The 22809-nt window shown below is 72.5% G+C and carries 24 protein-coding genes; 7 read left to right on the plus strand and 17 right to left on the minus strand.

Annotation, left to right across the window (positions count from 1 at the left end; genetic code table 11):
• Positions 1-18 precede the first annotated feature (18 nt).
• The 7 genes from MTQ10_RS01535 to MTQ10_RS01560 all read right to left on the minus strand — a co-directional run bounded on the left by MTQ10_RS01535 (position 19) and on the right by MTQ10_RS01560 (position 6895).
• Positions 19-711 carry a demethylmenaquinone methyltransferase gene (locus MTQ10_RS01535; RefSeq protein ID WP_247461370.1) on the minus strand — a complete coding sequence of 231 codons (693 nt, stop codon included), beginning with the start codon at positions 709-711 and terminating at the stop codon, positions 19-21.
• 237 nt (positions 712-948) lie between these two features.
• Positions 949-1071, minus strand: a complete 123-nt coding sequence (locus MTQ10_RS31215; protein ID WP_282611647.1) for a hypothetical protein — start codon at positions 1069-1071, stop codon at positions 949-951.
• Between the two features lie 9 nt (positions 1072-1080).
• Positions 1081-1533: an imidazolonepropionase-like domain-containing protein gene (locus MTQ10_RS01540; protein ID WP_247461372.1), complete on the minus strand. Its 453-nt coding sequence runs from the start codon at positions 1531-1533 to the stop codon at positions 1081-1083.
• A gap of 15 nt (positions 1534-1548) precedes the next feature.
• Positions 1549-2745, minus strand: a complete 1197-nt coding sequence (mqnC, locus tag MTQ10_RS01545) for a cyclic dehypoxanthinyl futalosine synthase (RefSeq protein ID WP_247461374.1) — start codon at positions 2743-2745, stop codon at positions 1549-1551.
• Positions 2746-3047: 302 nt separating this feature from the next.
• Positions 3048-3836 carry a prepilin peptidase gene (locus MTQ10_RS01550; RefSeq protein ID WP_247461376.1) on the minus strand — a complete coding sequence of 263 codons (789 nt, stop codon included), beginning with the start codon at positions 3834-3836 and terminating at the stop codon, positions 3048-3050.
• Positions 3833-5851 (minus strand): serine/threonine-protein kinase, encoded by a 2019-nt coding sequence (locus MTQ10_RS01555; RefSeq protein WP_247461377.1) that lies wholly within the window; start codon positions 5849-5851, stop codon positions 3833-3835. Before MTQ10_RS01555 ends, MTQ10_RS01550 begins: the two co-directional genes overlap by 4 nt.
• Positions 5852-6046: 195 nt before the next feature.
• The gene (locus tag MTQ10_RS01560; protein ID WP_247461378.1) at positions 6047-6895 is read right to left on the minus strand and encodes a menaquinone biosynthetic enzyme MqnA/MqnD family protein; all 849 of its coding nucleotides are present in this window, start codon (positions 6893-6895) and stop codon (positions 6047-6049) included.
• A gap of 285 nt (positions 6896-7180) precedes the next feature.
• On the opposite strand from MTQ10_RS01560, the gene MTQ10_RS01565 reads away from it, so the two are divergent.
• The 3 genes from MTQ10_RS01565 (at position 7181) to MTQ10_RS01575 (ending at position 9625) form a co-directional block, all read left to right on the plus strand.
• Positions 7181-7384: a cold-shock protein gene (locus MTQ10_RS01565; RefSeq protein ID WP_004984723.1), complete on the plus strand. Its 204-nt coding sequence runs from the start codon at positions 7181-7183 to the stop codon at positions 7382-7384.
• A gap of 428 nt (positions 7385-7812) precedes the next feature.
• Entirely contained in the window at positions 7813-8523 is a 711-nt protein-coding gene (locus MTQ10_RS01570) for a class I SAM-dependent methyltransferase (RefSeq protein WP_247461379.1), read from the plus strand.
• 208 nt (positions 8524-8731) lie between these two features.
• Positions 8732-9625, plus strand: a complete 894-nt coding sequence (locus MTQ10_RS01575; protein WP_247461380.1) for a LysR family transcriptional regulator — start codon at positions 8732-8734, stop codon at positions 9623-9625.
• A gap of 22 nt (positions 9626-9647) precedes the next feature.
• Here MTQ10_RS01575 and MTQ10_RS01580 read toward each other — a convergent pair whose 3' ends face one another.
• Positions 9648-11588 (minus strand): AMP-dependent synthetase/ligase, encoded by a 1941-nt coding sequence (locus MTQ10_RS01580; protein WP_247461381.1) that lies wholly within the window; start codon positions 11586-11588, stop codon positions 9648-9650.
• Positions 11589-11950: 362 nt separating this feature from the next.
• On the opposite strand from MTQ10_RS01580, the gene MTQ10_RS01585 reads away from it, so the two are divergent.
• Complete coding sequence (locus MTQ10_RS01585) at positions 11951-13318, plus strand: 3-oxoacyl-ACP reductase (RefSeq protein WP_247461383.1); 1368 nt, start codon at positions 11951-11953, stop codon at positions 13316-13318.
• Positions 13318-14229 carry a MaoC family dehydratase gene (locus MTQ10_RS01590; protein WP_247461385.1) on the plus strand — a complete coding sequence of 304 codons (912 nt, stop codon included), beginning with the start codon at positions 13318-13320 and terminating at the stop codon, positions 14227-14229. The genes MTQ10_RS01585 and MTQ10_RS01590 overlap by 1 nt, the downstream gene beginning before the upstream one ends.
• 48 nt (positions 14230-14277) lie before the next feature.
• Here MTQ10_RS01590 and MTQ10_RS01595 read toward each other — a convergent pair whose 3' ends face one another.
• The 8 genes from MTQ10_RS01595 to MTQ10_RS01630 form a co-directional block, all read right to left on the minus strand.
• Complete coding sequence (locus MTQ10_RS01595; RefSeq protein WP_247461387.1) at positions 14278-14922, minus strand: TetR/AcrR family transcriptional regulator; 645 nt, start codon at positions 14920-14922, stop codon at positions 14278-14280.
• Positions 14923-14951: 29 nt separating this feature from the next.
• Positions 14952-15248, minus strand: coding sequence for a DUF4229 domain-containing protein (locus MTQ10_RS01600; RefSeq protein ID WP_247461389.1), 297 nt, complete (start codon positions 15246-15248; stop codon positions 14952-14954).
• Between the two features lie 99 nt (positions 15249-15347).
• Positions 15348-15872, minus strand: a complete 525-nt coding sequence (locus tag MTQ10_RS01605) for a GNAT family N-acetyltransferase (protein WP_247461391.1) — start codon at positions 15870-15872, stop codon at positions 15348-15350.
• 75 nt (positions 15873-15947) lie between these two features.
• On the minus strand, positions 15948-17111 hold the full coding sequence (mqnE, locus tag MTQ10_RS01610) for an aminofutalosine synthase MqnE (protein WP_247461393.1): 1164 nt from the start codon (positions 17109-17111) through the stop codon (positions 15948-15950).
• Positions 17112-17149: 38 nt separating this feature from the next.
• Complete coding sequence (locus MTQ10_RS01615; protein ID WP_247461395.1) at positions 17150-17605, minus strand: Lrp/AsnC family transcriptional regulator; 456 nt, start codon at positions 17603-17605, stop codon at positions 17150-17152.
• A 91-nt stretch (positions 17606-17696) separates the two neighbouring features.
• Positions 17697-18368 carry a UbiX family flavin prenyltransferase gene (locus tag MTQ10_RS01620; RefSeq protein WP_247461398.1) on the minus strand — a complete coding sequence of 224 codons (672 nt, stop codon included), beginning with the start codon at positions 18366-18368 and terminating at the stop codon, positions 17697-17699.
• Positions 18369-18587: 219 nt separating this feature from the next.
• Positions 18588-19490, minus strand: a complete 903-nt coding sequence (gene mqnP, locus MTQ10_RS01625) for a menaquinone biosynthesis prenyltransferase MqnP (protein WP_247461400.1) — start codon at positions 19488-19490, stop codon at positions 18588-18590.
• A complete protein-coding gene (locus MTQ10_RS01630; protein WP_247461403.1) occupies positions 19487-20938 on the minus strand; it encodes a menaquinone biosynthesis decarboxylase in 1452 nt (483 codons plus the stop codon). The genes mqnP and MTQ10_RS01630 overlap by 4 nt, the downstream gene beginning before the upstream one ends.
• A gap of 92 nt (positions 20939-21030) precedes the next feature.
• Here MTQ10_RS01630 and MTQ10_RS01635 point away from each other — a divergent pair, with 92 nt between their 5' ends.
• Together MTQ10_RS01635 and MTQ10_RS01640 are read left to right on the plus strand one after the other, a co-directional pair.
• Positions 21031-21366, plus strand: coding sequence for a PLD nuclease N-terminal domain-containing protein (locus MTQ10_RS01635; protein WP_247461405.1), 336 nt, complete (start codon positions 21031-21033; stop codon positions 21364-21366).
• A gap of 69 nt (positions 21367-21435) precedes the next feature.
• On the plus strand, positions 21436-21966 hold the full coding sequence (locus tag MTQ10_RS01640; RefSeq protein WP_247461407.1) for a winged helix-turn-helix transcriptional regulator: 531 nt from the start codon (positions 21436-21438) through the stop codon (positions 21964-21966).
• A 7-nt stretch (positions 21967-21973) separates the two neighbouring features.
• On the opposite strand, the gene MTQ10_RS01645 is transcribed toward MTQ10_RS01640, so the two are convergent.
• A complete protein-coding gene (locus MTQ10_RS01645) occupies positions 21974-22576 on the minus strand; it encodes a glycoside hydrolase family 16 protein (protein ID WP_247461408.1) in 603 nt (200 codons plus the stop codon).
• Positions 22577-22809 lie beyond the last annotated feature (233 nt).

Below are 22809 nucleotides of genomic sequence, written 5' to 3' on the forward strand. Positions count from 1 at the left end.
CGCCCGGCCCCAGGGCCTCTACGCCTTGAACCCCCGGTGCAGGGTGACGATCCCGCCGGTCAGGTTCCGCCAGGCCACCTTCGACCAGCCCGCCTTCCGCAGATGCCCGGCGAGGGCGGCCTGGTCGGGCCAGGCGCGGATGGACTCGGCGAGATAGACGTACGCGTCCGGGTTGGAGGAGACGGCGCGGGCGATGGGCGGCAGGGCGCGCATCAGGTACTCGGTGTACACGGTGCGGAACGGCGCCCACGTCGGATGGGAGAACTCGCAGATCACGAGCCGCCCGCCGGGCCGGGTCACGCGGTGCATCTCGCGCAGGGCGGCGTCGTAGTCCTGCACGTTGCGCAGCCCGAAGGAGATCGACACCGCGTCGAAGGTGTCGTCCTTGAACGGCAGCCGGGTCGCGTCGCCCGCGGTGAACGGCAGCCACCCGTGCCGCTTCTTGCCGACCTGGAGCATGCCGAGCGAGAAGTCGCAGGGGACGACGTACGCGCCGGTGCGGGCGAAGGGCAGCGAGGAGGTGGCCGTACCGGCGGCGAGGTCGAGGACCTTCTGCGCCGGGCGGGCGTCGACGGCCTTCGCCACCTCCTTGCGCCACAGCCGGGTCTGGCCCAGGGACAGCACGTCGTTGGTCAGGTCGTACCGTTCCGCCACGTCGTCGAACATCGAGGCGACTTCGTGCGGCTGCTTGTCCAGGGATGCGCGGGTCACGCCGCCATTGTTGCAGTACGACGCCCACGCCCCGGCCGCAGGGCGGGGTGCCGTCGGCCGGTGCCGGCGCTTCCCCTGGCCGGGCGGCTGTCCGGCACCTGCGCTCCTCCGCCGCACAGCCGTGTTCACGCTCACGATCACCTTTTGCCGACAGTGGGCCCCGCCCACCTGCCACAGGGGACCGGCAGCCGGACGATGACGCGGAGCCAGTCCCCCGCGGTCATCGTGCCGTGTCCCTCACGGATCGCGGATCTGCTCCGTCCGGCGCCCTCCACCGTGCACCGGGTGCTCCTTCTGGAGCCGGGCGCAGGCGTTCTGCGCCTCCTGCGGTATCACCGTGGAGCGCATCCTGATCGACAACGGCTCCTGCTAGCGCCGCCGGTGCACCAGCCGCCCCGCGCAGACCGTGGCGAGGCAGGCGCCGGAGGCGTCGAACACGGCGAGGTCGGCGCGGCTGCCCGGGGCGAGGGCGGCGGTGCGGGGTGCGGCGAGGACGAGGACGTCGTTGCGGGCGGCGGCGGCCCGCAGTTCGGGCGTGTCCGCGTGCTCCTCCAGTACGGCGGTGGCGCCCGACTTCAGCACGGCGTGGACGCGTTCCCGCGGCGACGGCGCGTCAGGCAGCGGGCCCCGGTGGACGAGGGCGGGACCGAGCACGCCGGGCCAGTGCCGTACGCGCGCCGCCGGATACCGCTCGACCAGCTCGGCGGTCGGCCCTACGGCGACGACCCGGCCGCCGTCGACGACGACGGCGCCGTCCTTGACCGCCTCCGCGTCGGCGTTCGGGACGTGACGCACCTCGTCGGCGGCGTGGATCGTCAGCATGGGCGGGAGTACGGGCTAGTTGGAGGCGAGGATCTTCAGCTCGGGGTGCGCGGTGCCGCCTTCCAGCGCGGTGGAGGAGATGTGCGACTGGACGCGCGGGTCGACCGGGTCGTTCGCCGGGTCGTCGTGCACCACGAGGTGCTCGTACGTGGTGGAGCGCTGCGCGGGGACACGGCCCGCGGCGCGGATCATGTCGATCATCTCCTGGAGGTTGGAGCGGTGCTTGGCACCGGCCGCCGAGACGACGTTCTCCTCCAGCATCACCGAGCCCAGGTCGTCGGCGCCGTAGTGCAGGGTCAGCTGGCCGGCGTCCTGGCCGGTGGTCAGCCAGGAGCCCTGGATGTGGGCGACGTTGTCGAGGAACAGGCGGGCGATGGCGATCATCCGCAGGTACTCGAAGATGGTGGCCTGGGTGCGGCCCTTCAGGTGGTTGTTCTGCGGCTGGTACAGGTACGGGATGAAGGCGCGGAAGCCGCCGGTGCGGTCCTGCACGTCACGGATCATCCGCAGGTGTTCGATGCGTTCGGCGTTGGTCTCGCCGGTGCCCATGAGCATCGTGGAGGTGGACTCCACGCCCAGCCGGTGCGCGGTCTCCATGATCTCCAGCCAGCGTTCGCCGGACTCCTTCAGCGGGGCGATCGCCTTGCGGGGCCGCTCGGGCAGCAGCTCGGCTCCGGCGCCCGCGAAGGAGTCGAGACCGGCGGCGTGGATGCGGGTGATGGCCTCCTCGACGGAGACCCCGGAGATCCGGGCCATGTGCTCGACCTCGCTCGCCCCCAGGCTGTGGATGACGAGCTGCGGGAACGCCTCCTTGATGGCCCGGAAGTGCGTCTCGTAGTACTCGACGCCGTAGTCCGGGTGGTGGCCGCCCTGGAACATGATCTGCGTGCCGCCCAGCTCGACGGTCTCCGCGCACCGGCGCAGGATGTCGTCGAGGTCGCGGGTCCAGCCCTTGTCGCTCTTCGGCGGGGCGTAGAAGGCGCAGAACTTGCACGCCGTGACGCACACGTTGGTGTAGTTGATGTTCCGCTCGATGATGTACGTCGCGATGTGCTCCGTGCCCGCGTACCGGCGGCGGCGCACCGCGTCGGCGGCGGCGCCGAGCGCGTGCAGCGGGGCGTCGCGGTAGAGGTCGAGCGCCTCCTCGGGCGTGATGCGTCCGCCCGCAGCGGCACGGTCGAGGACGGACTGGAGGTCGGCCTTCTCGGTCACCGGGGCGTCCCTTTCGTCAAGGTTCGTCAAGCAGTCGTGCGGGTGCGCGCGGACCGAACCAGCCTACGCCAGCCGTTTCCCGCCATCGGCGCTGGCCCGGCGGGGGTGCCGCCGGGTGCGATACGGCGGGCGGGCGGGACGCGGGCGCGCGGGCGGGCGCGGGCTCCGGGCGGGACTCCGGGCGAGCGTGAACGAGCCGGGGCGCCGGGCGCGGGCTCGGGGCGCGGGCTTCGGGCGCCGTGCGCGGTCAGCTGGCGCCGGGCACGGTCAGCGGGCTCCGTGCGCGGTCCGTGTGCCCGGCCTCAGGCGCTGTACGCCCCGGCCAGCACGCCCAGCAGCACCCCGGCCAGCATGAACGGCCCGAACGGGATCGCCGTACGCCGCCCCGCGCGGCCCAGGACGACCAGCGCGCCGCCGTACAGCGCGCCGCACGCGAACCCGGCGAAGGTGCCGAGCAGCAGCGTCCCCCAGCCGTACCAGCCGAGGACGGCCCCCGCGCCGAGCGCGAGCTTCACATCGCCGAAGCCCATGCCGTCCGGGTTGACGATGAACAGCAGCAGATAACCGGCGCCGAGCGCGAGCGCGCCGTACAGGGCGGTCGGCCAGTGTCCGGCGTGTTCCGGGGCGAGCGCGGCGAGGCCGAGCAGGGCGAGGGCGGCGGCGGCGAGCGGCAGGGTCAGGACGTCCGGCAGCCGCCGTACCCGCAGGTCCACCACGGTGAGCAGCACCGCGCCCGGCGTGAGCAGCAGCCACACCGCCAGTTCGGGCCGGGTCCCCGTGGCGAGGGCGAGCGCGGCACAGGCCAGGGCGGTGGCGAGGGACAGCGCGGGTGCGGCGGGGCCGTACCGTGCGCTGTCCGCCGGGCAGACCCCGCAGCGGGCCCGGCCCAGCAGGCGCGGCAGCGGATGCCCGGCGGGGCATGCGGACCGCCAGGGCTCGCCGGCGGGTACGGCGAAGCGGTGGACGGCACGCGGCAGCGCGCTCCCGGCGAGCGCGCCCCAGAGCGCGGCGACGGCGACGAGCAGCACGTCGAGGTACGGGCCCGTGACCTGCGCCGGGTCCAGGGCCGCCGGGTGCGGGGCGGGTGTCATCCGGTCTTGGAGAGCCGGGCGACGGGGTTGCCCGACTCGGAGCTGTCCGACCGGTAGACGAGGTCGTCGCCCTCCGGCACGAGCCGTACGGTGTGGCGGCCCTGGGCGCACCCGGCGTGGTTGTCCTCCGCCCCCTGCGAGGACGCCACCAGCTCGGTCTTCGTGACTTGTTTCAGCGTCAGCACGTCGGTGCAGACCCCGCCGAGCTGGTCGGTGTTGCGGACCTCGCCGACCTGCTGTCCGGGCTCCGCCTGACGGACCGTCACCCGGAAGGTGCCCATGGGGAGCGCGCCGCCCAGCGCGGTGCCCTGCCCCTCCCAGGTGCCGAGGTAGCGGGCGGGGACGGGCCCGGTCGCCGGGGTGGCGCCGCCGGACGGGGTCTGCTCGCCGTCCGCGTCCGGTGAACTCGCCGACGGGGTCGGGGTCGGCGCGTCCGACGCGCCGCCCGAGGGGAGGGAGGAGACCGCCGGCGGGGAGGCCGGGGGCCTGCTGGTGGTGTCCTGGCCGCCGCCCTGCCCGGGCAGCAGGTCGAGGACGAACGCCGAACCGAGCGTGACGGCGGCGAGCGCCACGGCGACGGCCAGGGCGACGGTGCAGCTCAGCCGCCGCCCCCGGCCGCCCTCGGTGGGCGTGGCGTCGGCGGCCACGGTGACCGAGAGCCGCCCGGGCCGCGCCCGCCCGGTGCCGGGCGCGTCCTGCGGCGGCACGACGGTGCTGCCCGACGCGTCGTGCGGCGGTACGGGGGTGTCCGGCCGCGCGTCCTGCGGAACGGCGGTCCCGGCCGTCGCCTGCGGGGGCACGGACGGCACCGGCGGCATGACAGGCGGCGGCCCGAACACGCCCGCGCCCGGGGTGCCTTCGGCGGCCGGTGCGGAGGACGCGCCGGGCGCCGTCGCCGCCGGAGCCGCGGTCGATGCCGCCGGAGCCGCGGTCGATGCCGCCGGAGCCGCGGTCGGTGTCGCCGGAGCCGCGGTCGGTGTCGGTGTCGCCGAGGCCGGCGCCGAGGTCGGCGGCGGTGCGGTCCGCTGCCCTCCCGTCTCCGCCACGACCCCGCCGAACCCCACGGGCCCGGACACCGCGTCCGCCCCGGCCCCCGGCGCGGGCACCGGACCGGCCCCCTCCGCCTCCAGGTTCAGCAGCTGTACGGCGCTGCGGCTGACCTGTTCCACCAGCGCGCCCGGGAGCCAGCCGCCGGCGACGAGCCGGGCGGCGCCCTGCGGGGCGAGCCGGCGGGCCACCTCGTCCGGGGCGGGCCGTGCCGCCGGGTCCTTGGCGAGGCAGCGGGCCGCCAGCTCGCGCAGCTCCCCGTCGAGTCCGCCGAGGTCGGGCTCCTCGTGCACGACCTTGTAGAGCAGCGCGGCCGAGGAGTCCCCGGCGAAGGGCGGCTCGCCGTTCGCGGCGTAGGCCAGGACCGCGCCGAGGGAGAACACGTCGGCCGCGCCGGTGACGCCCTTGCCGAGGATCTGCTCTGGGGACATGTAGCCGGGCGAGCCGATGGAGACGCCGGTGGAGGTGAGGGAGGCGGTGCCGTCGGTGGCACGGGCGATACCGAAGTCGATCAGCAGCGGCCCGTCGAGGGTGAGCAGCACGTTGGAGGGCTTCACGTCCCGGTGGACCAGGCCGAGCGCGTGCACGGCGGCGAGCGCCTCGGCGAGCCCCGCGGCGAGGGCCCGTACGGAGGCGACGGGCAGCGGGCCGTGCTCGGCGGTGGCGGCGGCGAGGGAGGGTCCGGCGGCGTACGCGGTAGCGGCCCACGGCACGGGGGCGTCGGGGTCGGCGTCGAGGACGGGCGCGGTCCAGGCGCCGCCGACCCGGCGGGCCGCCTCGACCTCGCGGCGGAAACGGGCGCGGAACTCCTCGTCCAGCGCGAAATGCGGGTGCACGACCTTCACGGCGACCGTGCGCCCTCCGGCGCTGCGGCCCAGATAGACCCGGCCCATCCCGCCGGAGCCCAGCCGGCCGAGCAGCCGGTAGGGGCCGACCGTGGTGGGTTCGTCGGCTGCGAGCGGCTGCATGGCGTCTTCCCTCCCCCGTACACCGGCGGCACACACCGCCGTACCCCCACGCCCGGCGCGGGACGCCGGGTCCCGCGCCCGTGGGGCCGGCCGTCGGCCGCCCCGGCGGCGTCCCCAGCAGGGTAGTGCCGCCGGGCCGGGGACTCACGGGTGCGGAACAGGGCCCGTCCGGAGGCGGCGGTCCGACCGGCCGTGTCAGAGCCCGAGCAGCTCCACCTTCACGTTTGCCGGGAAGCCGGTCGTCGGGCCGACGCGGCGGGCGAACTCGGCGACGGCTTCGAGCTGTGCGGGGCCGAAGCTGAAGTCGAGGGTGGTGAAGTACTGGGCGAGGGTGTCCTCGTCGAAGGCCTCCCAGCGGGCGGCCTGTTCGGCGACCTTGCCCACCTCCTCCAGGGAGAGGTTGCGCGAGGCGAGGAACGCCTCGTGGACCTGCCGGGTGATGACGGGCTCGCGTTCCAGGTAGTCGCGGCGGGCGGCCCACACGGCGAAGACGAACGGCAGGCCGGTCCACTCCTTCCACAGCGCACCCAGGTCGTGCACGGCGAGGCCGTAGCGCGGGCCGTCGTGGAGGTTGGCGCGCAGCGCCGCGTCACCGATGAGGACGGCGGCCTCGGCCTCCCGCATCATCAGGCTCAGGTCGGGCGGGCAGGTGTAGTAGTCGGGCCGCACGCCGAACCGTTCCGCCAGCAGCAGCTGGGCGAGGCGGACGGAGGTGCGGGAGGTCGAGCCGAGGGCGACGCGGGCGCCGTCGAGGCGGTCCAGCGGGACCTGCGAGACGATCACGCAGGACATCACGGGGCCGTCGCAGCCGACGGCGATGTCGGGAAAGGCGACGAGGTCGTCGGCGTTCTTCAGGAACTCGACCAGGGTGATCGGCCCGATGTCGAGGTCGCCGCGCACGAGCTGCTCGCTGAGCTTCTCCGGGGTGTCCTTGGTCAGCTCGAAGTCGAGGAGCGTGCCGGTTCTCGCGAGCCCCCAGTACAGGGGCAGGCAGTTCAGGAACTGGATGTGGCCGACGCGCGGCCGGGTGCGAGAATTGTCCACATCGCGAGACTAGACCCGCGGGGTCGCGGCCCGCCGGGCACCCCTGCGGTCAAACGGGTGAGCGGACTCAAACATCCGAGTGACGTGATCTTGACCTCTATTGCTTTTGGGTCGCACCGTGCTAGGCTCGCCACAAGTTGCAGTTTGGTTTCCCTTGCAGTGCAGAGCCTGCGGAGCATGTGACCGCGGGCTCTCGTCGTTTTCAGGCGGATGCAGTTGTGCAGAACTCGTCTTCACACTTGCTGGTTCTGGAGCAGGGCAACCCTTTGAGCCCAAGGAGGGCTTATGGCTACCGGAACCGTTAAGTGGTTCAACGCCGAAAAGGGCTTTGGCTTCATCGCCCAGGAAGGCGGCGGCCCCGACGTCTTCGTCCACTACTCCGCGATCAACGCGACCGGTTTCCGGTCGCTCGAGGAGAACCAGCAGGTGTCCTTCGACGTCACCCAGGGCCCGAAGGGCCCGCAGGCGGAGAACGTCACCCCGGTCTGATCCAATTCTGATCCGGATCGAGTAGCAGTACCCAAGGAGCCCCGCGCCGTCAGGCGACGGGGCTCCTGCCCTTTCCGCTTTCCGTGGCAGCGGACCGCGGCAGGCGCACACTCCTTGCAGAAGCCGGTACGGGGTCGGTAAGGAGTCTGTACGGCCTGTACAGCGCGCGTGATCGGCCGCGAAACGGCGCCCGTACGGCAATCCGGTTCACGCCACCGGAATGATCTCCGTACCGGGTCGCGTAATCCCCCGGGATTCAGTCGAGCGTCTTCTCCCGGCGGCCGGATCTTCACATTTTCCCGCCGATCACCGGACGGCCACAGCGTCTTCGATCGACACCCCCGACGTCCGGTCCCTCGCGAATGTGACGGATGTCCCGTCACCGGTAGGACCCCCCGCTGTCGCTGCCCCCGCCTACGCTCCCGGGCATGACCGACTCCCTCACCGCCACCCGCCGCTTCTACGACACGATCGCTAAGGACTACGAGGCACACTTCGGTGACACCCTCGCCGGACGCCCCCTGGACCGGGCGCAGCTCACCGCGTTCGCCGAGCTGACCGGTGAGGGCACGGTGGCCGACCTCGGCTGCGGGCCGGGCCGGATCACGGCGTATCTGGCCTCGCTGGGGCTGTCGGTGTACGGGCTGGACCTGTCGGAGTCGATGCTGGCGATCGCCCGCAGGGAGCATCCGGGGCTGCGCTTCGAGCAGGGCTCGATGACCCGGCTGGACCTGGCGGACGGCGACCTCGCGGGCGCGGTGTGCTGGTACTCCACGATCCACACGCCGGACGAGGAGCTGCCCGCCCTGTTCGCGGAGCTGTACCGCGTCCTCGCCCCCGGCGCCCCGCTCCTCCTCGGCTTCCAGTCGGGCGAGGAACCCCTGCGCCTCGACCGGCCGTGGGGCCACCCGGTGGCCCTGGATTTCCGCCGCCGCACCCCGGAGCGCATGACGCGCCTGCTGGAGCGGGCCGGCTTCGCCCTCCTCTGGCGGACCCTGCGCGCCCAGGACACCGACCGGGGCGAGACCGCGCCCCAGGCCTTCGTCGCCGCCCGCCGGCCCGCCCGGCCAGGTCTCGGCGAGCACCGAGACGCAGCCCGTCCATGCGGGCCCGCTGAGCAGGATTCCGCGGACGGGTGAAAAGGGCGAGGAGGTCACGGCCGCAGCGGAGCCGGAAGCCGGGTTCACGGCGCACCGGTACGACGGGCGGGTCGGCACCCGCTCCCCCGGGGGCCCTCTCCGGGGGAGCGGGTTGCCGCCCTTGGGCCCTGCGGAGATCGTCGTACCGCGCCGGATTCCAGTCAATCCTTGGGATTTGTCGCTTGACCCAAGTTGTAGCTTGGGGGTCATGACCCTCGACGATCTGCGGGTGTTCGTGGCCGTGTGCCGGGCGGGCAGTCTCAGCGCGGTGGCCAGGGAGCTGGGCTGCACCCAGTCGGCGGTGAGCCAGCATGTGAAGCGGCTGGAGCGGGAGACCGGGGTCGCGCTGCTGGAGCGGCAGCCGCGCGGGGTCTCCCCCACCCAGGCGGGGCGGGTGCTGGAGCAGGCCGCCGCCGAGGGCATCGCGGGCCTGGACCTGGCGGTGCGGCGGCTGCGGGACCTGGTCAGCGGCGAGGAGGGCCACGTCCGCGTGGCGACGGGCGCGACCACGGTGCGGCACTTCATGTCGGACGCGGTGGTGGAGTTCCGCCGCCGCCATCCCAGGGTCAGCCTGGAGTTCCGTACGGTCAGTTCGGGCCGGGGCAGCTTCGACGCGCTCGCCGACGGCACGCTCGACCTGGCGTGGATCACGCTGGGCCCGCCGGTGCGCGGCATCGAACAGCGGGCGGTGGTGGAGCTGCCGTGGATGCTCGCCGTACGCCGGGACGATCCCCTCGCCGGGCGGGACCGGGTGGCGCCGGACGACCTGGCCGGGCTGCGGGTGATACGTCTGCCGCCGAACTCGGCGTCCGCCGCCCAGCTGGAGGCCGCGTGCGCGGAGGCGGGGGTGCGGTTCGCGTACGACACGAGCGTCGCCGACTGGGACACCGCGCTGCTCCTCGCCGAGCTGGGCGTGGGCCGGGCCGTGGTGCCCGCGTTCCCGGGGCTGGAGCGGTCGGCCGACGGGGCGTTGCGGCTGCTGCCGCTGCCCGCCCTGCGCCCGCTGACGGTCGGCTGGGCCGTCCGCCGCTGGGACGCCCTCAGCCCGGCGGCACGCGCGTTCGCGGACACGGTGATACGGCAGCGCCGGGCACCGCGCTGACGGGGGCGGCCGGCTTCGCGGCCTACCGCCCGCCCCGCGTGTCGTACAGCCCCTCCACCTCCGCCGCGAAGTCCCGCAGGATCGCGGCGCGGCGCAGCTTCATGGACGGGGTGAGGTGGCCGTCGGTCTCCGTGAAGTCGACGGGCAGGACGGTGAAGCGGCGGATGGTCTCGGGTCGGGAGACAAGCCGGTTGGCCTCGTCCACGGCCCGCTGCATGACGGCCGTCAGTTCGGGGTCGCCGATGAGGAGTTCCGCCGGGACGGGATGCTTGCCGATCATGCGGCGCCAGTGGGAGACGCCGTCCACGTCGAGGGTGATGAGCGCGGCGACGTAGGGGCGGCCGTCGCCGACGAGCATCACCTGGGAGATCAGCGGGTGCTGGCGCAGCCAGTTCTCCAGCGGGGCGGGCGCGATGGTCTTGCCGCCCGCCGTGATCATGATCTCTTTCTTGCGGCCGGTGATGGTCAGATAGCCCTCGCCGTCGAGTTCGCCGAGGTCCCCGGTGGGGAACCAGCCGTCGCGGGTGGCGGGGACGACACCGCCTGCCTGCGGGTCCCAGTAGCCGCGCAGCACATGGTCACCGGCGACGAGGATCTCGCCGTCGGTGGCGATTCGGACGCGGGTGCCGGGCATCGGCCAGCCGACCGTGCCGAGGCGGGGTTTGAGCGGCGGGGTGACGGTGGTGGCGCCGGTGGTCTCGGTGAGGCCGTACCCCTCGAAGATCTGGATGCCGGCGCCCGCGTAGAAGGCGGCGAGGTCACGGCCCAGGGGGGAGCCGCCGCAGATGGCGTACTTGACGTGGCCGCCCATCGCGGCGCGCAGCCGCCGGTAGACCAGCGGGTCGTAGAAGGCGCGGGAGGCCTTCAGGGCGCGGGTCGGGCCGTTGCCGGTGCCCGCCTGCCGGGCCTCCAGGGCGGTGCCGTAGCGGCGGGCGACGGTGGCGGCGCGGTCGAAGACGGCGGCCCGGCCGCCCGCCTCGGCCTTGGCGCGGGCCGAGTTGAAGACCTTCTCCAGCATGTACGGGATGGCCAGCAGACAGGTCGGCTTGAAGGCGGCGAGGTCGGGCAGCAGGTCCTCGGCCTTGAGGCTGGGCGCGTGACCGAGGCGGACGCGGGCACGGACGCAGGCGACGGCGACCATCCTGCCGAACACATGGGACATCGGCAGGAAGAGCAGCACGGACGGCTCCTCGTCGGTCTCCGCGCGGAAGACGGGGTAGAGCAGCTCGATCGCGTTGTCGACCTCGGCGAAGAAGTTGCCGTGGGACAGGACGCAGCCCTTGGGGCGGCCGGTGGTGCCGGAGGTGTAGATCAGCGTCGCCACGGTGTCCGGGCCGAGCATGCCGCGCCGTACGCCGACCTCCTGATCGGGGACCGTGGCGGCGCCCAGTTCGCCGAGGCGGTCCACGTGCCCCTGCTCCATGACCCACAGATGCCGCAGGTCGTGCAGATGGGGTCGTTCGGGGTGGAGTGCGGCGGCCTGCGCGGTGGTCTCGGTGACGAGGGCGACGGCGCCGGAGTCCTGAAGGATCCAGCGGGCCTGGTAGACGGACGAGGTGGGGTAGATCGGGACGGTGACCAGCCCGGCGGCCCAGGCGGCGAAGTCCAGCAGCGTCCACTCGTACGTGGTGCGGGCCATCACGGCGATCCGGTCGCCCGGCGCGAGTCCCTCTGCGATCAGCCCCTTCGCGACGGCGAGCACCTCCTCGGCGAACCGCTCGGCGGTCACGTCCGTCCACCGGCCGTCGGGGCGGCGCCGGCTCAGGACGACGGAGGCGGGGGCCGCTGCGGCGTTGTCGAAGGGCAGGTCGGCGAGGGAGCCGTGCCGCACGGGCCGGGCGAGGGGCGGCACGTACGCCTCCCTGACCGCTCCGTCCAGCCGCTTCGTCTCGGGTTCGACGAGGACGGGTCCCCGGGGGCGGTCGAGATCCTCGAAGGCGGAGGTCGGGTAGGGGGTGGACACGGGCGGCTCCTGGGGCGTGCAGCGTGGGTCTGCCTGCTGCATGACGTACGGGCCTCGCGGTGCGGGGCGTTCACCGGCGGCGGCCCGCACAGGGGGTTGCAGCCGGTTGCGTACCGGATGGTACGGCTCCGCTGTGAGGGCGCTGTGCGGGTTCCGGTCGGGTACGGGGCCGGGGATGTGCAGCCTCGTACGGGTCCGGGACGAGACGTGAGGGACGTTCACATTGGCCGTCCGCCTCCCCCGTGACGTAGCATTACCGGCGGTAACCTTACTCCAGAGTAAGCATACGGTCGCTCCTCGTGGAGCGCGCCGTGGGACGCGTCACAGTGACCGTCCGGGGCAGACCAGGGAGGGCGCCCGGCATGGCCGACCGCTATCTGACGTTCACGGGGACCGCGCCGGGGCGTTTCCTGACCCGCCGGCTCGGGCTGCCCCGGCCCGCCGCTCTGGTCCGCTGGTCGGCCGAACGGCCGTCCTTCGAGGGCGGGTTGCTGCATCTGACGGCGGGCGGCAAGGGGCTGCCGGGCCTGGAAGAGGTCCTCGCCCGCACCGGCCTGCCCGTGCTCGACTCGGGCGCCGCCGTCTCCGGCGCGGACCCCGCCGCGTCCGGCGCGGTGCCCGCCGCGTCCGATGCGGTGCCCTCCGCCGTCGTCCTCGACGCCACCGCCGTACGCGATGTGGAGACGCTGGCGGAGGTGCACGCCGCCCTGCACCCGGTCGTCGGGTCGGTCGCGACGAGCGGCCGGGTGGTCGTGCTGGGTGCCCCGCCGGACCCCGCCGACCACCATCAGGTCGCCGCCCAGCAGGCGTTGGAGGGTTTCACCCGCTCCCTCGGCAAGGAGATCGGGCGCGGCAGGACGGTGAACCTGCTCCGGCTGACGGACGCGGACGCCGCCGAGTCCACCCTGCGTTTCCTGCTCTCCTCCAAGTCGGCCTACGTCAGCGGCCAGGTCGTCCACGTCGGCGACGGCCCCGTCATCGCACCGGACGACTGGGCGCGCCCGCTCGCGGGCCGTACGGCGCTGGTGACGGGGGCGGCGCGGGGCATCGGCGCGGCCGTCGCCGAGACGCTGGCCAGGGACGGCGCCCGGGTCGTCGTACTCGATGTGCCGTCCGCGCGCAAGGACGCCGAGCGGCTCGCGGCACGGCTGGGCGGCAGCGCGCTCGCGCTGGACATCACGGCGGCCGACGCGGGCGAGCGGATCGCCGGCGCGCTGCCGGACGGGCTCGACGTGCTGGTGCACAACGCGGGTGTCACCCGCGACCGGCGGCTCGTCAACATGCCCGCCGAGCGCTGGAGTTCGGTGCTGGAGGTGAACCTGGCGAGCGTGCTGCGGACCACGGACGCGCTGCTCGCGCGGGGCACGCTGCGGGAGGGCGGCCGGATCGTCGCCACCGCGTCCATCGCGGGCCTCGCGGGCAATGCCGGGCAGACCAACTACGCGGCGAGCAAGGCGGGCGTCGCCGGGCTGGTCCGCGCGCTCGCGCCGCACGCGCTCGACGGGCACGGGGTGACGGTGAACGCGGTCGCGCCGGGGTTCATCGAGACGAGGATGACGGCGGCGGTGCCGTTCCTGATCCGCGAGGCCGGCCGCCGGATGAACTCCCTCGCCCAGGGCGGGCTGCCGGCCGATGTCGCCGAGACCACCGCCTGGCTGGCCCACCCGGCGTCCGGCGCGGTCAACGGGCAGGTCGTCCGGGTGTGCGGGCAGAGCCTGCTGGGGGCGTGATGACGACCCGCACCGTCCTCACCGCACCACCCGCGCTCGCGCCGCTGCTGGCGCGCGGGGCGCTGCTGTCGCCGTTCAAACGGCCCCGCCCCGACGCCGGCTTCCCCGCCACGCGCATGGTCCTGCCCGGGCTGCGGGTGGACCTCGCCCGGCTCGCGGCGTACGAGCGGGTGTGCGGCTTCCCCACCGGGGACGACGCGCTGCCGCTGACGTATCCGCATGTGCTGGGCTTCCCGCTGGCGATGCGGCTGATGAGCGGGCGGGACTTTCCGCTGCCGCTGCTGGGGCTGGTCCACACGTCGATCGAGATCATCCGCCACGGCACCCTCCCCGCGACGGGGTCGTACGAACTCTCCGTCCACGTGGACCGGTTGGTGCCGCACCGGCGCGGCACGGAGGCCGTCGTGGTGACCGAGCTGCGGGAGGCGGGGGCGGAGTCGGGGCCGGTGTGGGAGTCGACGAGCAGGTATCTGGCGCGGCACCGGACGCCGGGCGCCCGCTCCGGTGCATCGGGCGGCGCCGCGCCCGGCGCCGGCTGTGGGACACCTGGCGAGCAGCCCCCGGCCCCGCGGCCCCCGTCGGCGTTGCCCGCCGTGGCCGAGTGGCGGCCGGACGCCGGTCTGGGCCGCCGCTACGGTGCCGTCTCCGGTGACCGCAACCCGATCCATCTGCATCCGCTGACCGCCCGCCTGTTCGGCTTCCCCCGGGCCATCGCGCACGGCATGTGGACGGTGGCGCGCTGCCTGGCCGCGCACGGCGCACCCGAGGCGGCCCTCGTGCGGGCGGAGTTCAGGGCGCCGGTGCTGCTGCCGGGGACGGTGGTGTACGCGGCGGACGCCTCCGGCCGCTTCGAGCTGCGCGCACCGGACGGCCGTACGCATCTGACGGGCACGGTGACGGTCCCGGCGTGACGCGGCCCGGCGCCGCACAGGGCCTCGCCCCCGGCTGCCGCCCCGCGCTCACTCCCCCGGCGGCGACCAGCGCCGCCCCGCCATGAGGGAGCCGAGTCCGGCCCACGCGAAGTTCATCAGCGTGCCCGCGGCCTGCCGGGCGCCGATGCCGTCGGCGGTGTTGGCCCAGGCGGCGAGGGACTCGGCGGCCCCGACGAGGGCCTCGGCGAGTCCGGCGACCTCGTGGTCGGGCAGGTCGGGGTCGCGGTGGGCGTCGCGGGCGGCGACGGCGATGAGCTGTGTGACGAACGTGACGATGGCCGCGCGCATCGCGGCGGCCTCGCCGGCGAACGGCTCGCCGTGGGTGCGGGCCTGGAGGTGCAGCACGGACCAGGCGTCGGGGTGGCGTGCGGTGTGCTCGAAGAACGCGAGCAGCCCGTGCCACAGCCGCCGGTCGGCGGGCTGGTCGGGCCGTACTCCGGCGCGTACGGCCTCGGTGAGGGCGGCGGCCTCGCGGCGGATGACGGCGAGGAAGAGGTCTTCCTTGGAGTTCAGGTACAGATACACCAACGGCTTGGAGACACCGGCGAGTTCGGCGATGTCGTCCATCGACGCGGCGGTGTAGCCGCGCTGCCCGAAGATCCGTACGGCGGCGTCCAGCATCTGCTGTTCACGGACGGCACGCGGCATCCGTCTGGTCTTCACGGCACCCATGGGTGCAAGCGTAGTTACGCCAGGGGCGGTTACGAGGCGCCCTGGGTGCGGGCGGCGTCGTCGGCGACGTCCTCCTGGCTGCGGTTGGCGTCCAGGTTGGCCTTGACCCGGTCCACCTTCTGCACGATCTGCTCGGAGGCGCGGTCACGCTCCTTGCGCAGCACGACGAAGCTGATCGGCGCGGAGATCACGAGGGACAGCAGCAGCACCCACATGCCGTTGGAGTCGCCCAGGCCGCGCGGGACGACGCCGGAGTAGACGAGGCCCCAGACGACCACGAAGCAGCCCACGAAGATCCCGAGGCGCATCAGTGTGTAGCGGAGCATCGCAATCCACTCTTCCGATCATCTAAGGCGGCACAAAAGGGTCAGCACCCAGTGAAGCACGTCGGTGGGCGGATCTTGCGCGGGGGTGCGGGAGCGGTCTCAGAGCAGCGGCAGCAGCATGATCACGTCGTCGCGGTCGTCGCCGGGGGCGACGCGGATGGCGCCGGGGACGCGGCCGACCTCCTTGTAGCCGCAGGAGCCGTAGAACCGCTCCAGGCCGAGCCCGCCGCGGCAGGTCAGCCGGATCGCCTCGATGCCGTCGAGGCCGCGGGCGGCGCGCTCGGCGGCGGCGAGGAGATCACGGCCGTAGCCCTTGCCCTGGTGACGGGGGTGCACCATCACCGTGTAGAGCCACACCCAGTGGGTCATCAGCCGGTGCGTGTTGAAGGCGAGGAACGCGGTCGCGGCGACCCGGCCGTCCTCGTCGTGCCCGACGAGCAGCCGGGCTCGCCCCTCCGCCATGGCGACGAGGTGCCTTACCAGTTCGGGCCGGATGTCCTCGGGCGTCACAGGCGGTACGAAGCCGACGGCGCCGCCCGCGTCGGTGACGTCGGCCCAGAGCTGGAGGATGCCGTCCCGCAGCTCGGGTGTGACGGCCGGATCCAGAGTGAAGGTAAGGGGCATCCACCCATCGTAGGTATTACGCACAGGTGGATGCCAGGGATTTCCGGTCCGTACGACGCGACCGGCCGTCCTCGCTCAGACCCGCATCGGCTGCGGCGACTCCCGGCGCAGCGGGTCGGGGCCGTCGTACTCGCGGATGATCTCGTAGCGGGTGTTCCGCTCCACCGGCCGGAAGCCGGCGTCGCGGATCAGCTCCAGCAGGTCCTCGCGGGTCAGCTTGTTCGGGGTGCCGAAGTTGTCCGCGTCATGCGTGATCTTGTACTCGACGACGGAGCCGTCCATGTCGTCGGCGCCGTGCTGAAGGGCGAGCTGGGCGGTCTGCACACCGTGCATCACCCAGAACACCTTCACGTGCGGGACGTTGTCGAACAGCAGCCGCGACACCGCGAACGTCTTCAGCGCCTCCGCGCCGGACGCCATCCTGGTGCGCGCCTGGAGCCGGTTGCGGACCTTGCCGTCCTTCATGTCGACGAAGTCGTGCTGGTAGCGCAGCGGGATGAAGACCTGGAAACCGCCGGTCTCGTCCTGGAGTTCACGCAGCCGCAGCACATGGTCCACCCGGTGCCGGGGCTCCTCGATGTGCCCGTACAGCATCGTGCACGGCGTCTTGAGGCCCTTCTCGTGCGCGAGCCGGTGGATACGGGACCAGTCCTCCCAGTGGGTGTCGTGGTCCACGATGTGCTGCCGCACCTCCCAGTCGAAGATCTCGGCGCCGCCGCCGGTCAGCGACTCCAGACCGGCGTCGATCAGCTCGTCGAGGATCTCGGACGCGGACAGGCCGGAGATCTTCTCGAAGTGGTGGATCTCCGTCGCGGTGAACGCCTTCAGCGACACGTCCGGCAGCGCGGCCTTCAGCTCGCGCAGCGAGCGCGGGTAGTAGCGCCACGGCAGGTTGGGGTGGAGGCCGTTGACGATGTGCAGTTCGGTGAGGTTCTCCGACTCCATCGCCTTGGCCAGCTTCACGGCCTCCTCGATGCGCATCGTGTACGCGTCCTTCTCCCCCGGCTTGCGCTGGAAGGAGCAGTAGGCGCAGGACGCCGTGCACACGTTGGTCATGTTCAGGTGACGGTTGACGTTGAAGTGGACGACGTCGCCGTTCTTCCGCGTCCGCACCTCGTGCGCGAGGCCGCCGAGCCAGGCCAGGTCGTCCGACTCGTACAGCGCGATGCCGTCCTCACGGGTCAGCCGCTCACCGGAGCGGACCTTCTCCTCCAGCTCGCGCTTGAGCCCGACGTCCATGCCAACACCTTTCTCCGACAGCACCGCCCACCGTATCCCTAGACCTCCTCGGGCAGCTCTCCGACCCGGTTCTCCCACTTCGTGGACAGCACGATGGTGGTACGGGTCCGGGAGACGCCCTTCGTGCCGCTGAGCCGGCGGATGATCCGCTCCAGACCGTCCACGTCCGTGGCCCGCACCTTGAGCATGAACGAGTCGTCGCCGGCGATGAACCAGCAGTCCTCGATCTCGGTGAAGTCCTTCAGCCGGCGCGCCACGTCCTCGTGGTCGGCGGCGTCGGAGAGCGAGATGCCGATCAGCGCGGTCACGCCGAGGCCCAGCGACGCCGCGTCCACGGTGGCGCGGTAGCCGGTGATGACACCGGCCGCCTCCAGCCGGTTGATGCGGTCGGTGACGCTGGGTCCCGACAGACCGACGAGGCGGCCCAGCTCCGCGTAGGAGGCCCGGCCGTTCTCCCTCAGGGCCTGGATGAGCTGCCTGTCCACCGCGTCCATGCGATTCGAAGCCTTCCGCTGAAGATTTCCCGAACGAAAAGTTGATGAGGTTCCGCGACCCCGCCCGCCCTGCCGGCCCGGCGGCTGCCGTCTACCGTTCCGCGCCGCCGCCCAGCTCGCCCTTCCACCGCCGGTACAGCCCGTGGGGGACGCCCGCGGCATCGAGGACACGTCCGGCGACGAAGTCCACCAGGTCCTGGATGTGCGTGGCGCCCGCGTAGAACGCCGGGGAGCACGGCACCACCGTCACGCCCGCGTCGTCCAGCGTGACCAGGTGGCGCAGCGTCCGCCCGTCGAGGGGGGTCTCCCGTACGGCGACGACCAGCCGTCGGCGCTCCTTGAGCGTGACGCTCGCCGCCCGCTGGAGCAGGTCCTTGGACAGCCCGAGGGCGACTCCGGCGACGGACGCGGTCGAGGCGGGCACGATGATCATGCCTTTGGTGGGGTACGACCCCGAGGACGGCCCCGCCGCCAGGTCCCCGGCGCTCCAGTACCGCACCGCGCCGACGTCCACCGTGAAGGTGTCCGGCTTGCCGTCGGCTCCGCGCGCCAGCCATTCTCGCAGGTCGTCCGCCCAGTGGGCGTCCCTGAAGGAGATGCCGGTCTCGTCGAGCAGGGTGAGCCGCGAGGCCCGGCTGACGACCAGGTCGACGCTCTCACCGGCGGCGAGCAGCGCCCGCAGCACCGCGGCGGCGTAGGGCGTCCCGGAAGCTCCGGACACCCCCACGATCCAAGGCGTGCGCTGCGTTTCCCCTGCGTTCACATCTTGAGCGTACCGGCGCACAAGCCGTGCTTCAGGACCGGGAGGGCGCCTCGGGACCGACGGGGAGGCGGCCGGTGTCGATCGTGCGGACGCCGAGCTTCGTCCCGACGCGGAGTTCCCGCACCGTACGCCGGAGGTCAGACCCCACACTCCGGGAGCCGGCGGCGCACCCCCCGGAGCGCGCGATGCCGGGGAAGGGCGTTGACGTGGCAGAGGACGTCAGACGGTCAGCCCCCGCACCAGCAGGTCCAGCAGCGCGCATACGAACAGGGCGATGCCGATGAAGCCGTTGACGCTGAAGAACGCCCTGTTGAGGCGGGTCAGGTCGTGGGGGCGGACGATGCGGTGCTCGTAGACGAACGCGCCCGCGACGATGACAAGGCCCAGCCAGAAGAAGGCGCCGGCGCCGGTGAGGACGGCGTACCAGACGAACAGGGCCGTCGTGAACGTGTGGCAGGCGCGGGCGCCCCAGATCGCGGCGGGGATGCCGAAGCGGGCCGGGACGGACTTCACGCCGATCTCGCGGTCGGTCTCCACGTCCTGGCAGGCGTAGATCAGGTCGAAGCCGCCGATCCAGATGCCGACGGCGAGCCCGAGGACGACCGCCGTCCACGACCACTCGCCGGTGATCGCCAGCCAGCCGCCGACGGGGCCCATGGCCTGGGCGAGGCCGAGGATGGCCTGCGGGAAGTTCGTGAACCTCTTGCCGTACGGGTAGACCACCATCGGGATCACCGCGACCGGCGCGAGCGCCAGGCACAGCGGGTTCAGCAGGGCCGCGGCGCCGAGGAAGACGACCAGGGCGATGAGCGCGCCCGTCCAGGCGTGCCTCACCGACATCGCGCCGGTGACCAGCTCGCGGTGGGCGGTGCGCGGGTTACGGGCGTCGATCTCGCGGTCGATGATCCGGTTGACGGCCATCGCGAAGGTGCGCAGGCCCACCATGCAGATCGTGACGAGGAGCAGCCGGCCCCAGTGGATGTTCCGGTCCCACTCGTACATCGCCGTGAGGGAGGCGATGTACGCGAAGGGCAGCGCGAACACGGAGTGCTCGATCATCACCAGGCGCAGGAAGGCTTTCGTGCGCCCCGGCTGGGGGATGGCCGCGGAAGCGCTGCTCACAGCCCGTACTCCTTCCACCGGCGGTCGACCAGGGCCGCCGTCTTCGGGTCTGACTCCACCATGTCCGGCCACCCTCCGTCTCGCGTGTACCCCTCCTCGGGCCACTTCTTCGTGGCGTCGATGCCTGCCTTGCCGCCCCAGAACTGCTGGTAGGAGGCGTGGTCGAGGTGGTCGACCGGGCCTTCGACGACGGTGAGGTCACGGGAGTAGTCGGTGTTGCCGAGGGCCCGCCAGGCGACCTCGTGCAGATCGTGCACGTCGCAGTCGGAGTCGACGACGACGATCAGCTTGGTCAACGACATCATGTGCGCGCCCCAGATGGCGTGCATGACCTTCTGCGCGTGCTTCGGATACTTCTTGTCGATCGAGACGATCGCGCAGTTGTGGAAGCCGCCCGCCTCGGGCAGGTGGTAGTCCACGATGTCCGGGACGATGATCTTCAGCAGGGGCAGGAAGAAGCGTTCCGTGGCCCGGCCCAGCGGGCCGTCCTCCGTCGGGGGGCGGCCGACGACGATCGACTGGAGCAGCGGACGCTTCCGCATCGTCACGCAGTCGATGGTCAGCGCGGGGAACGGTTCCTGCGGTGTGTAGAAGCCGGTGTGGTCGCCGAAGGGCCCCTCGGGCAGCATCTCGCCGGGCTCCAGCCAGCCCTCCAGCACGACCTCGGCGTTGGCGGGCACCTGGAGCGGCACGGTCTTGCAGTCGACCATCTCGATCCGCTTGCCCGCGATGAACCCGGCGAACAGGTACTCGTCGATGTCGCCGGGCAGCGGCGCCGTGGACGCGTACGTCACGGCGGGCGGGCAGCCGAAGGCGATGGCGACGGGCAGCCGCTCGCCGCGCCGGGCGGCGACCTGGTAGTGGTTGCGGCTGTCCTTGTGGATCTGCCAGTGCATGCCGATGGTGCGCTTGTCGTGGCGCTGCAACCGGTACAGGCCCAGATTGCGGATGCCGCTCTCGGGGTCCTTGGTGTGGGTGAGGCCCAGATTGAAGAAGGAGCCGCCGTCCTTCGGCCATGTGAACAGCGCGGGCAACTGCTCCAGGTCGACGTCGTCACCGGTGAGGACGACCTCCTGCACCGGCGCGTCCTTGACCTTCTTCGGCGGTACGTGCGCCATCGCGCCGAGCTTGCCGAACGCCTCCCGCACGCCGACGAAGCCGTGCGGCAGCTCCGGCTTGAGCAGTCCGCCGATCTTGTCGGAGATCTCCGCGTACGATTTCAGGCCGAGCGCCTTCAGCAGGCGTCGGTCGGTGCCGAAGACGTTCATCGCGAGCGGCATCGCCGACCCGCGGACGTTCTCGAAGAGCAGCGCCGGGCCGCCGGACTTCTGCACCCGGTCGACGATCTCCCCGACCTCCAGGTACGGATCGACCTCCGCCTTGACGCGCTTGAGGTCGCCTTCGCGTTCCAGTGCCCTGAGCAGGGAACGAAGATCGTCGTAAGCCATGGGGTCCAGTATCCCCGAGCCGCTACCCTGAGCTGTGACTCGGGGGTCGCGCCCCTGGACCCGCCCGCCGACCGTTTCCTTGGAGAGGGCCCATGCTCCGGGTGCTCATGTTCCTCGTGCCGCTGGCGCTGAGCGTGTACGCGTTCATCGACTGCATCAGCACCAAGGACGAGGACGTACGCCATATGCCGAAGCCGCTGTGGGCGGTGCTCGTGCTGCTGTTCCCGCTGGTCGGTTCGATCTCGTGGCTGATCGCGGGCAAGAAGCGCGCCCCCGCCGCCGACGGCTGGTCCGGGCTGCGCGACCGCTCCGGGCGCGGCACCCGGTGGGTGGCCCCGGACGACAACCCGGAGTTCTTGAACTCCCTCGACGTGGACAAACCGCGCGAGCGGGACACGGACCCGGGCACGGACCCCAGGAGCGAGTGAACCGGACCGCCGTTGACGGTTCCGGGCGCACCCTTGTTGAGTCTGCGAAGAGAACCTAGCCTGGTTGCCATGGACAACCAGCGAGGAGTCACGGCGAAGCGCCGGCGGACCGACCTGATGGACTGGTCGCCGGAGAACTGTTCGATCGCCCGGACTCTCGGCATCCTCGGGGAGAAGTGGACGCTGGTCGTCCTGCGGGACGTCTTCGGCGGCATCCGCCGGTTCAACGACCTCGTCGAACACTCCGGCGTTCCCCGGCAGGTCCTCACCAACCGGCTGTCCGTCCTCGTCGACGAGGGCATTCTCCGGCGGGACACCTACCAGGAGCCGGGCTCACGCCCCAGGCCCGAGTACCGGCTCACCGAGAAGGGTCTGGACACCTACCGCATCCTCATCGCGCTGCGCGAGTGGGGAGACCGCTATGTGGCCGACCCGGAGGGACCGCCCCTGGAGCACGTCCACCGCGACTGCGGCGCCCCGGTCACCCTGACCGTGCGGTGCGCCGACGGCCATGAGATCCACGAGGCGCGTGAGGTCACCGGCCGGCCCGGACCTGGGGCCCTGCGCCGGCACTCCGCGGCGGCAAGCGGCACGGCATGAGCGCCCTTCACATGAGTCCGTCCATCAGCGCCCCGGACAGGACGGGCCGGTAGGCCCTGAACCAGTCGACCGCGAACTCCTTGGGGTACGTCCCCGTCGGCGCCCCGGCCCTGCGCGCGTCGGGGAACTCGTAGATCCCGAGCATGAACTGCATGGGATAGCACGGCGACTGTTCGACGGTCCTGACCAGCCGGCCGTCCACGTAGAACAGGACACGATCCGGCGTCCACTCGGCCGCGTACACATGGAAGTCGCATACGTCGACGGGGAGTTCGACGGCCTCGAAGTCATCGGTGATCCGCGGGTCCCCGAACGGGTGCACGCCCATGCCGATCTTGGCCCGGCCGGGTTCGACGTCCCGTCCGAAGATCTCGAAGACGCAGATCTCGGCCGAGCGGTCGGGCTCGTCCTCGTACCCGATCATCCACAGCGCCACCATGGCGTCCGGGTCGGCGACCGCTCGGGCCCGCATCTCGAACAGCCCGTACTGGGGTGTGTAGAGCCGGACATCGGGCTGGGCCTCGCAGACCACGGCACGCCTGTCGAAGCGGTGCTGTCCGACGGGGCTGCCGGCGGGACCCGAGAACGCGCCGGTCTGTAGCGACGACACCCGGACCTGCCCGTCGTACTCCGGGCACCAGGGCGGCTGTCCCTCCTCGATCCGCAGGCTCAGCAGGCCGCCGCCGATCGCGTACCGCGCAGCCGCCGCTTCGCGGGGTCACGTCCGCTGGAGTGGTGTATCGACGGCCACTCGGTGATCTCGTCTTTGAGGCTATGCGGTGAGTTCGGTGGGCAGGGTGGTGCCGTCGGTTTCTGACTCGATCGGGTGGAGTCGGGCCTTGG

Source organism: Streptomyces sp. XM83C (assembly GCF_023072675.1).
Lineage (GTDB): Bacteria > Actinomycetota > Actinomycetes > Streptomycetales > Streptomycetaceae > Streptomyces > Streptomyces thermocoprophilus.

What these genes read in the sequence shown, in the direction of transcription:
- MTQ10_RS01540 (WP_247461372.1), bottom strand. Translation starts at nt 1,533, where the DNA reads ATGCTGACGATCCACGCCGCCGACGAGGTGCGTCACGTCCCGAACGCC.
- MTQ10_RS01550 (WP_247461376.1), bottom strand. Translation starts at nt 3,836, where the DNA reads ATGACACCCGCCCCGCACCCGGCGGCCCTGGACCCGGCGCAGGTCACG.
- MTQ10_RS01555 (WP_247461377.1), bottom strand. Translation starts at nt 5,851, where the DNA reads ATGCAGCCGCTCGCAGCCGACGAACCCACCACGGTCGGCCCCTACCGG.
- MTQ10_RS01565 (WP_004984723.1), top strand. Translation starts at nt 7,181, where the DNA reads ATGGCTACCGGAACCGTTAAGTGGTTCAACGCCGAAAAGGGCTTTGGC.
- MTQ10_RS01570 (WP_247461379.1), top strand. Translation starts at nt 7,813, where the DNA reads ATGACCGACTCCCTCACCGCCACCCGCCGCTTCTACGACACGATCGCT.
- MTQ10_RS01575 (WP_247461380.1), top strand. Translation starts at nt 8,732, where the DNA reads ATGACCCTCGACGATCTGCGGGTGTTCGTGGCCGTGTGCCGGGCGGGC.
- MTQ10_RS01585 (WP_247461383.1), top strand. Translation starts at nt 11,951, where the DNA reads ATGGCCGACCGCTATCTGACGTTCACGGGGACCGCGCCGGGGCGTTTC.
- MTQ10_RS01590 (WP_247461385.1), top strand. Translation starts at nt 13,318, where the DNA reads ATGACGACCCGCACCGTCCTCACCGCACCACCCGCGCTCGCGCCGCTG.
- MTQ10_RS01595 (WP_247461387.1), bottom strand. Translation starts at nt 14,922, where the DNA reads ATGGGTGCCGTGAAGACCAGACGGATGCCGCGTGCCGTCCGTGAACAG.
- MTQ10_RS01600 (WP_247461389.1), bottom strand. Translation starts at nt 15,248, where the DNA reads ATGCTCCGCTACACACTGATGCGCCTCGGGATCTTCGTGGGCTGCTTC.
- MTQ10_RS01605 (WP_247461391.1), bottom strand. Translation starts at nt 15,872, where the DNA reads ATGCCCCTTACCTTCACTCTGGATCCGGCCGTCACACCCGAGCTGCGG.
- mqnE (WP_247461393.1), bottom strand. Translation starts at nt 17,111, where the DNA reads ATGGACGTCGGGCTCAAGCGCGAGCTGGAGGAGAAGGTCCGCTCCGGT.
- MTQ10_RS01615 (WP_247461395.1), bottom strand. Translation starts at nt 17,605, where the DNA reads ATGGACGCGGTGGACAGGCAGCTCATCCAGGCCCTGAGGGAGAACGGC.
- MTQ10_RS01630 (WP_247461403.1), bottom strand. Translation starts at nt 20,938, where the DNA reads ATGGCTTACGACGATCTTCGTTCCCTGCTCAGGGCACTGGAACGCGAA.
- MTQ10_RS01635 (WP_247461405.1), top strand. Translation starts at nt 21,031, where the DNA reads ATGCTCCGGGTGCTCATGTTCCTCGTGCCGCTGGCGCTGAGCGTGTAC.
- MTQ10_RS01640 (WP_247461407.1), top strand. Translation starts at nt 21,436, where the DNA reads ATGGACAACCAGCGAGGAGTCACGGCGAAGCGCCGGCGGACCGACCTG.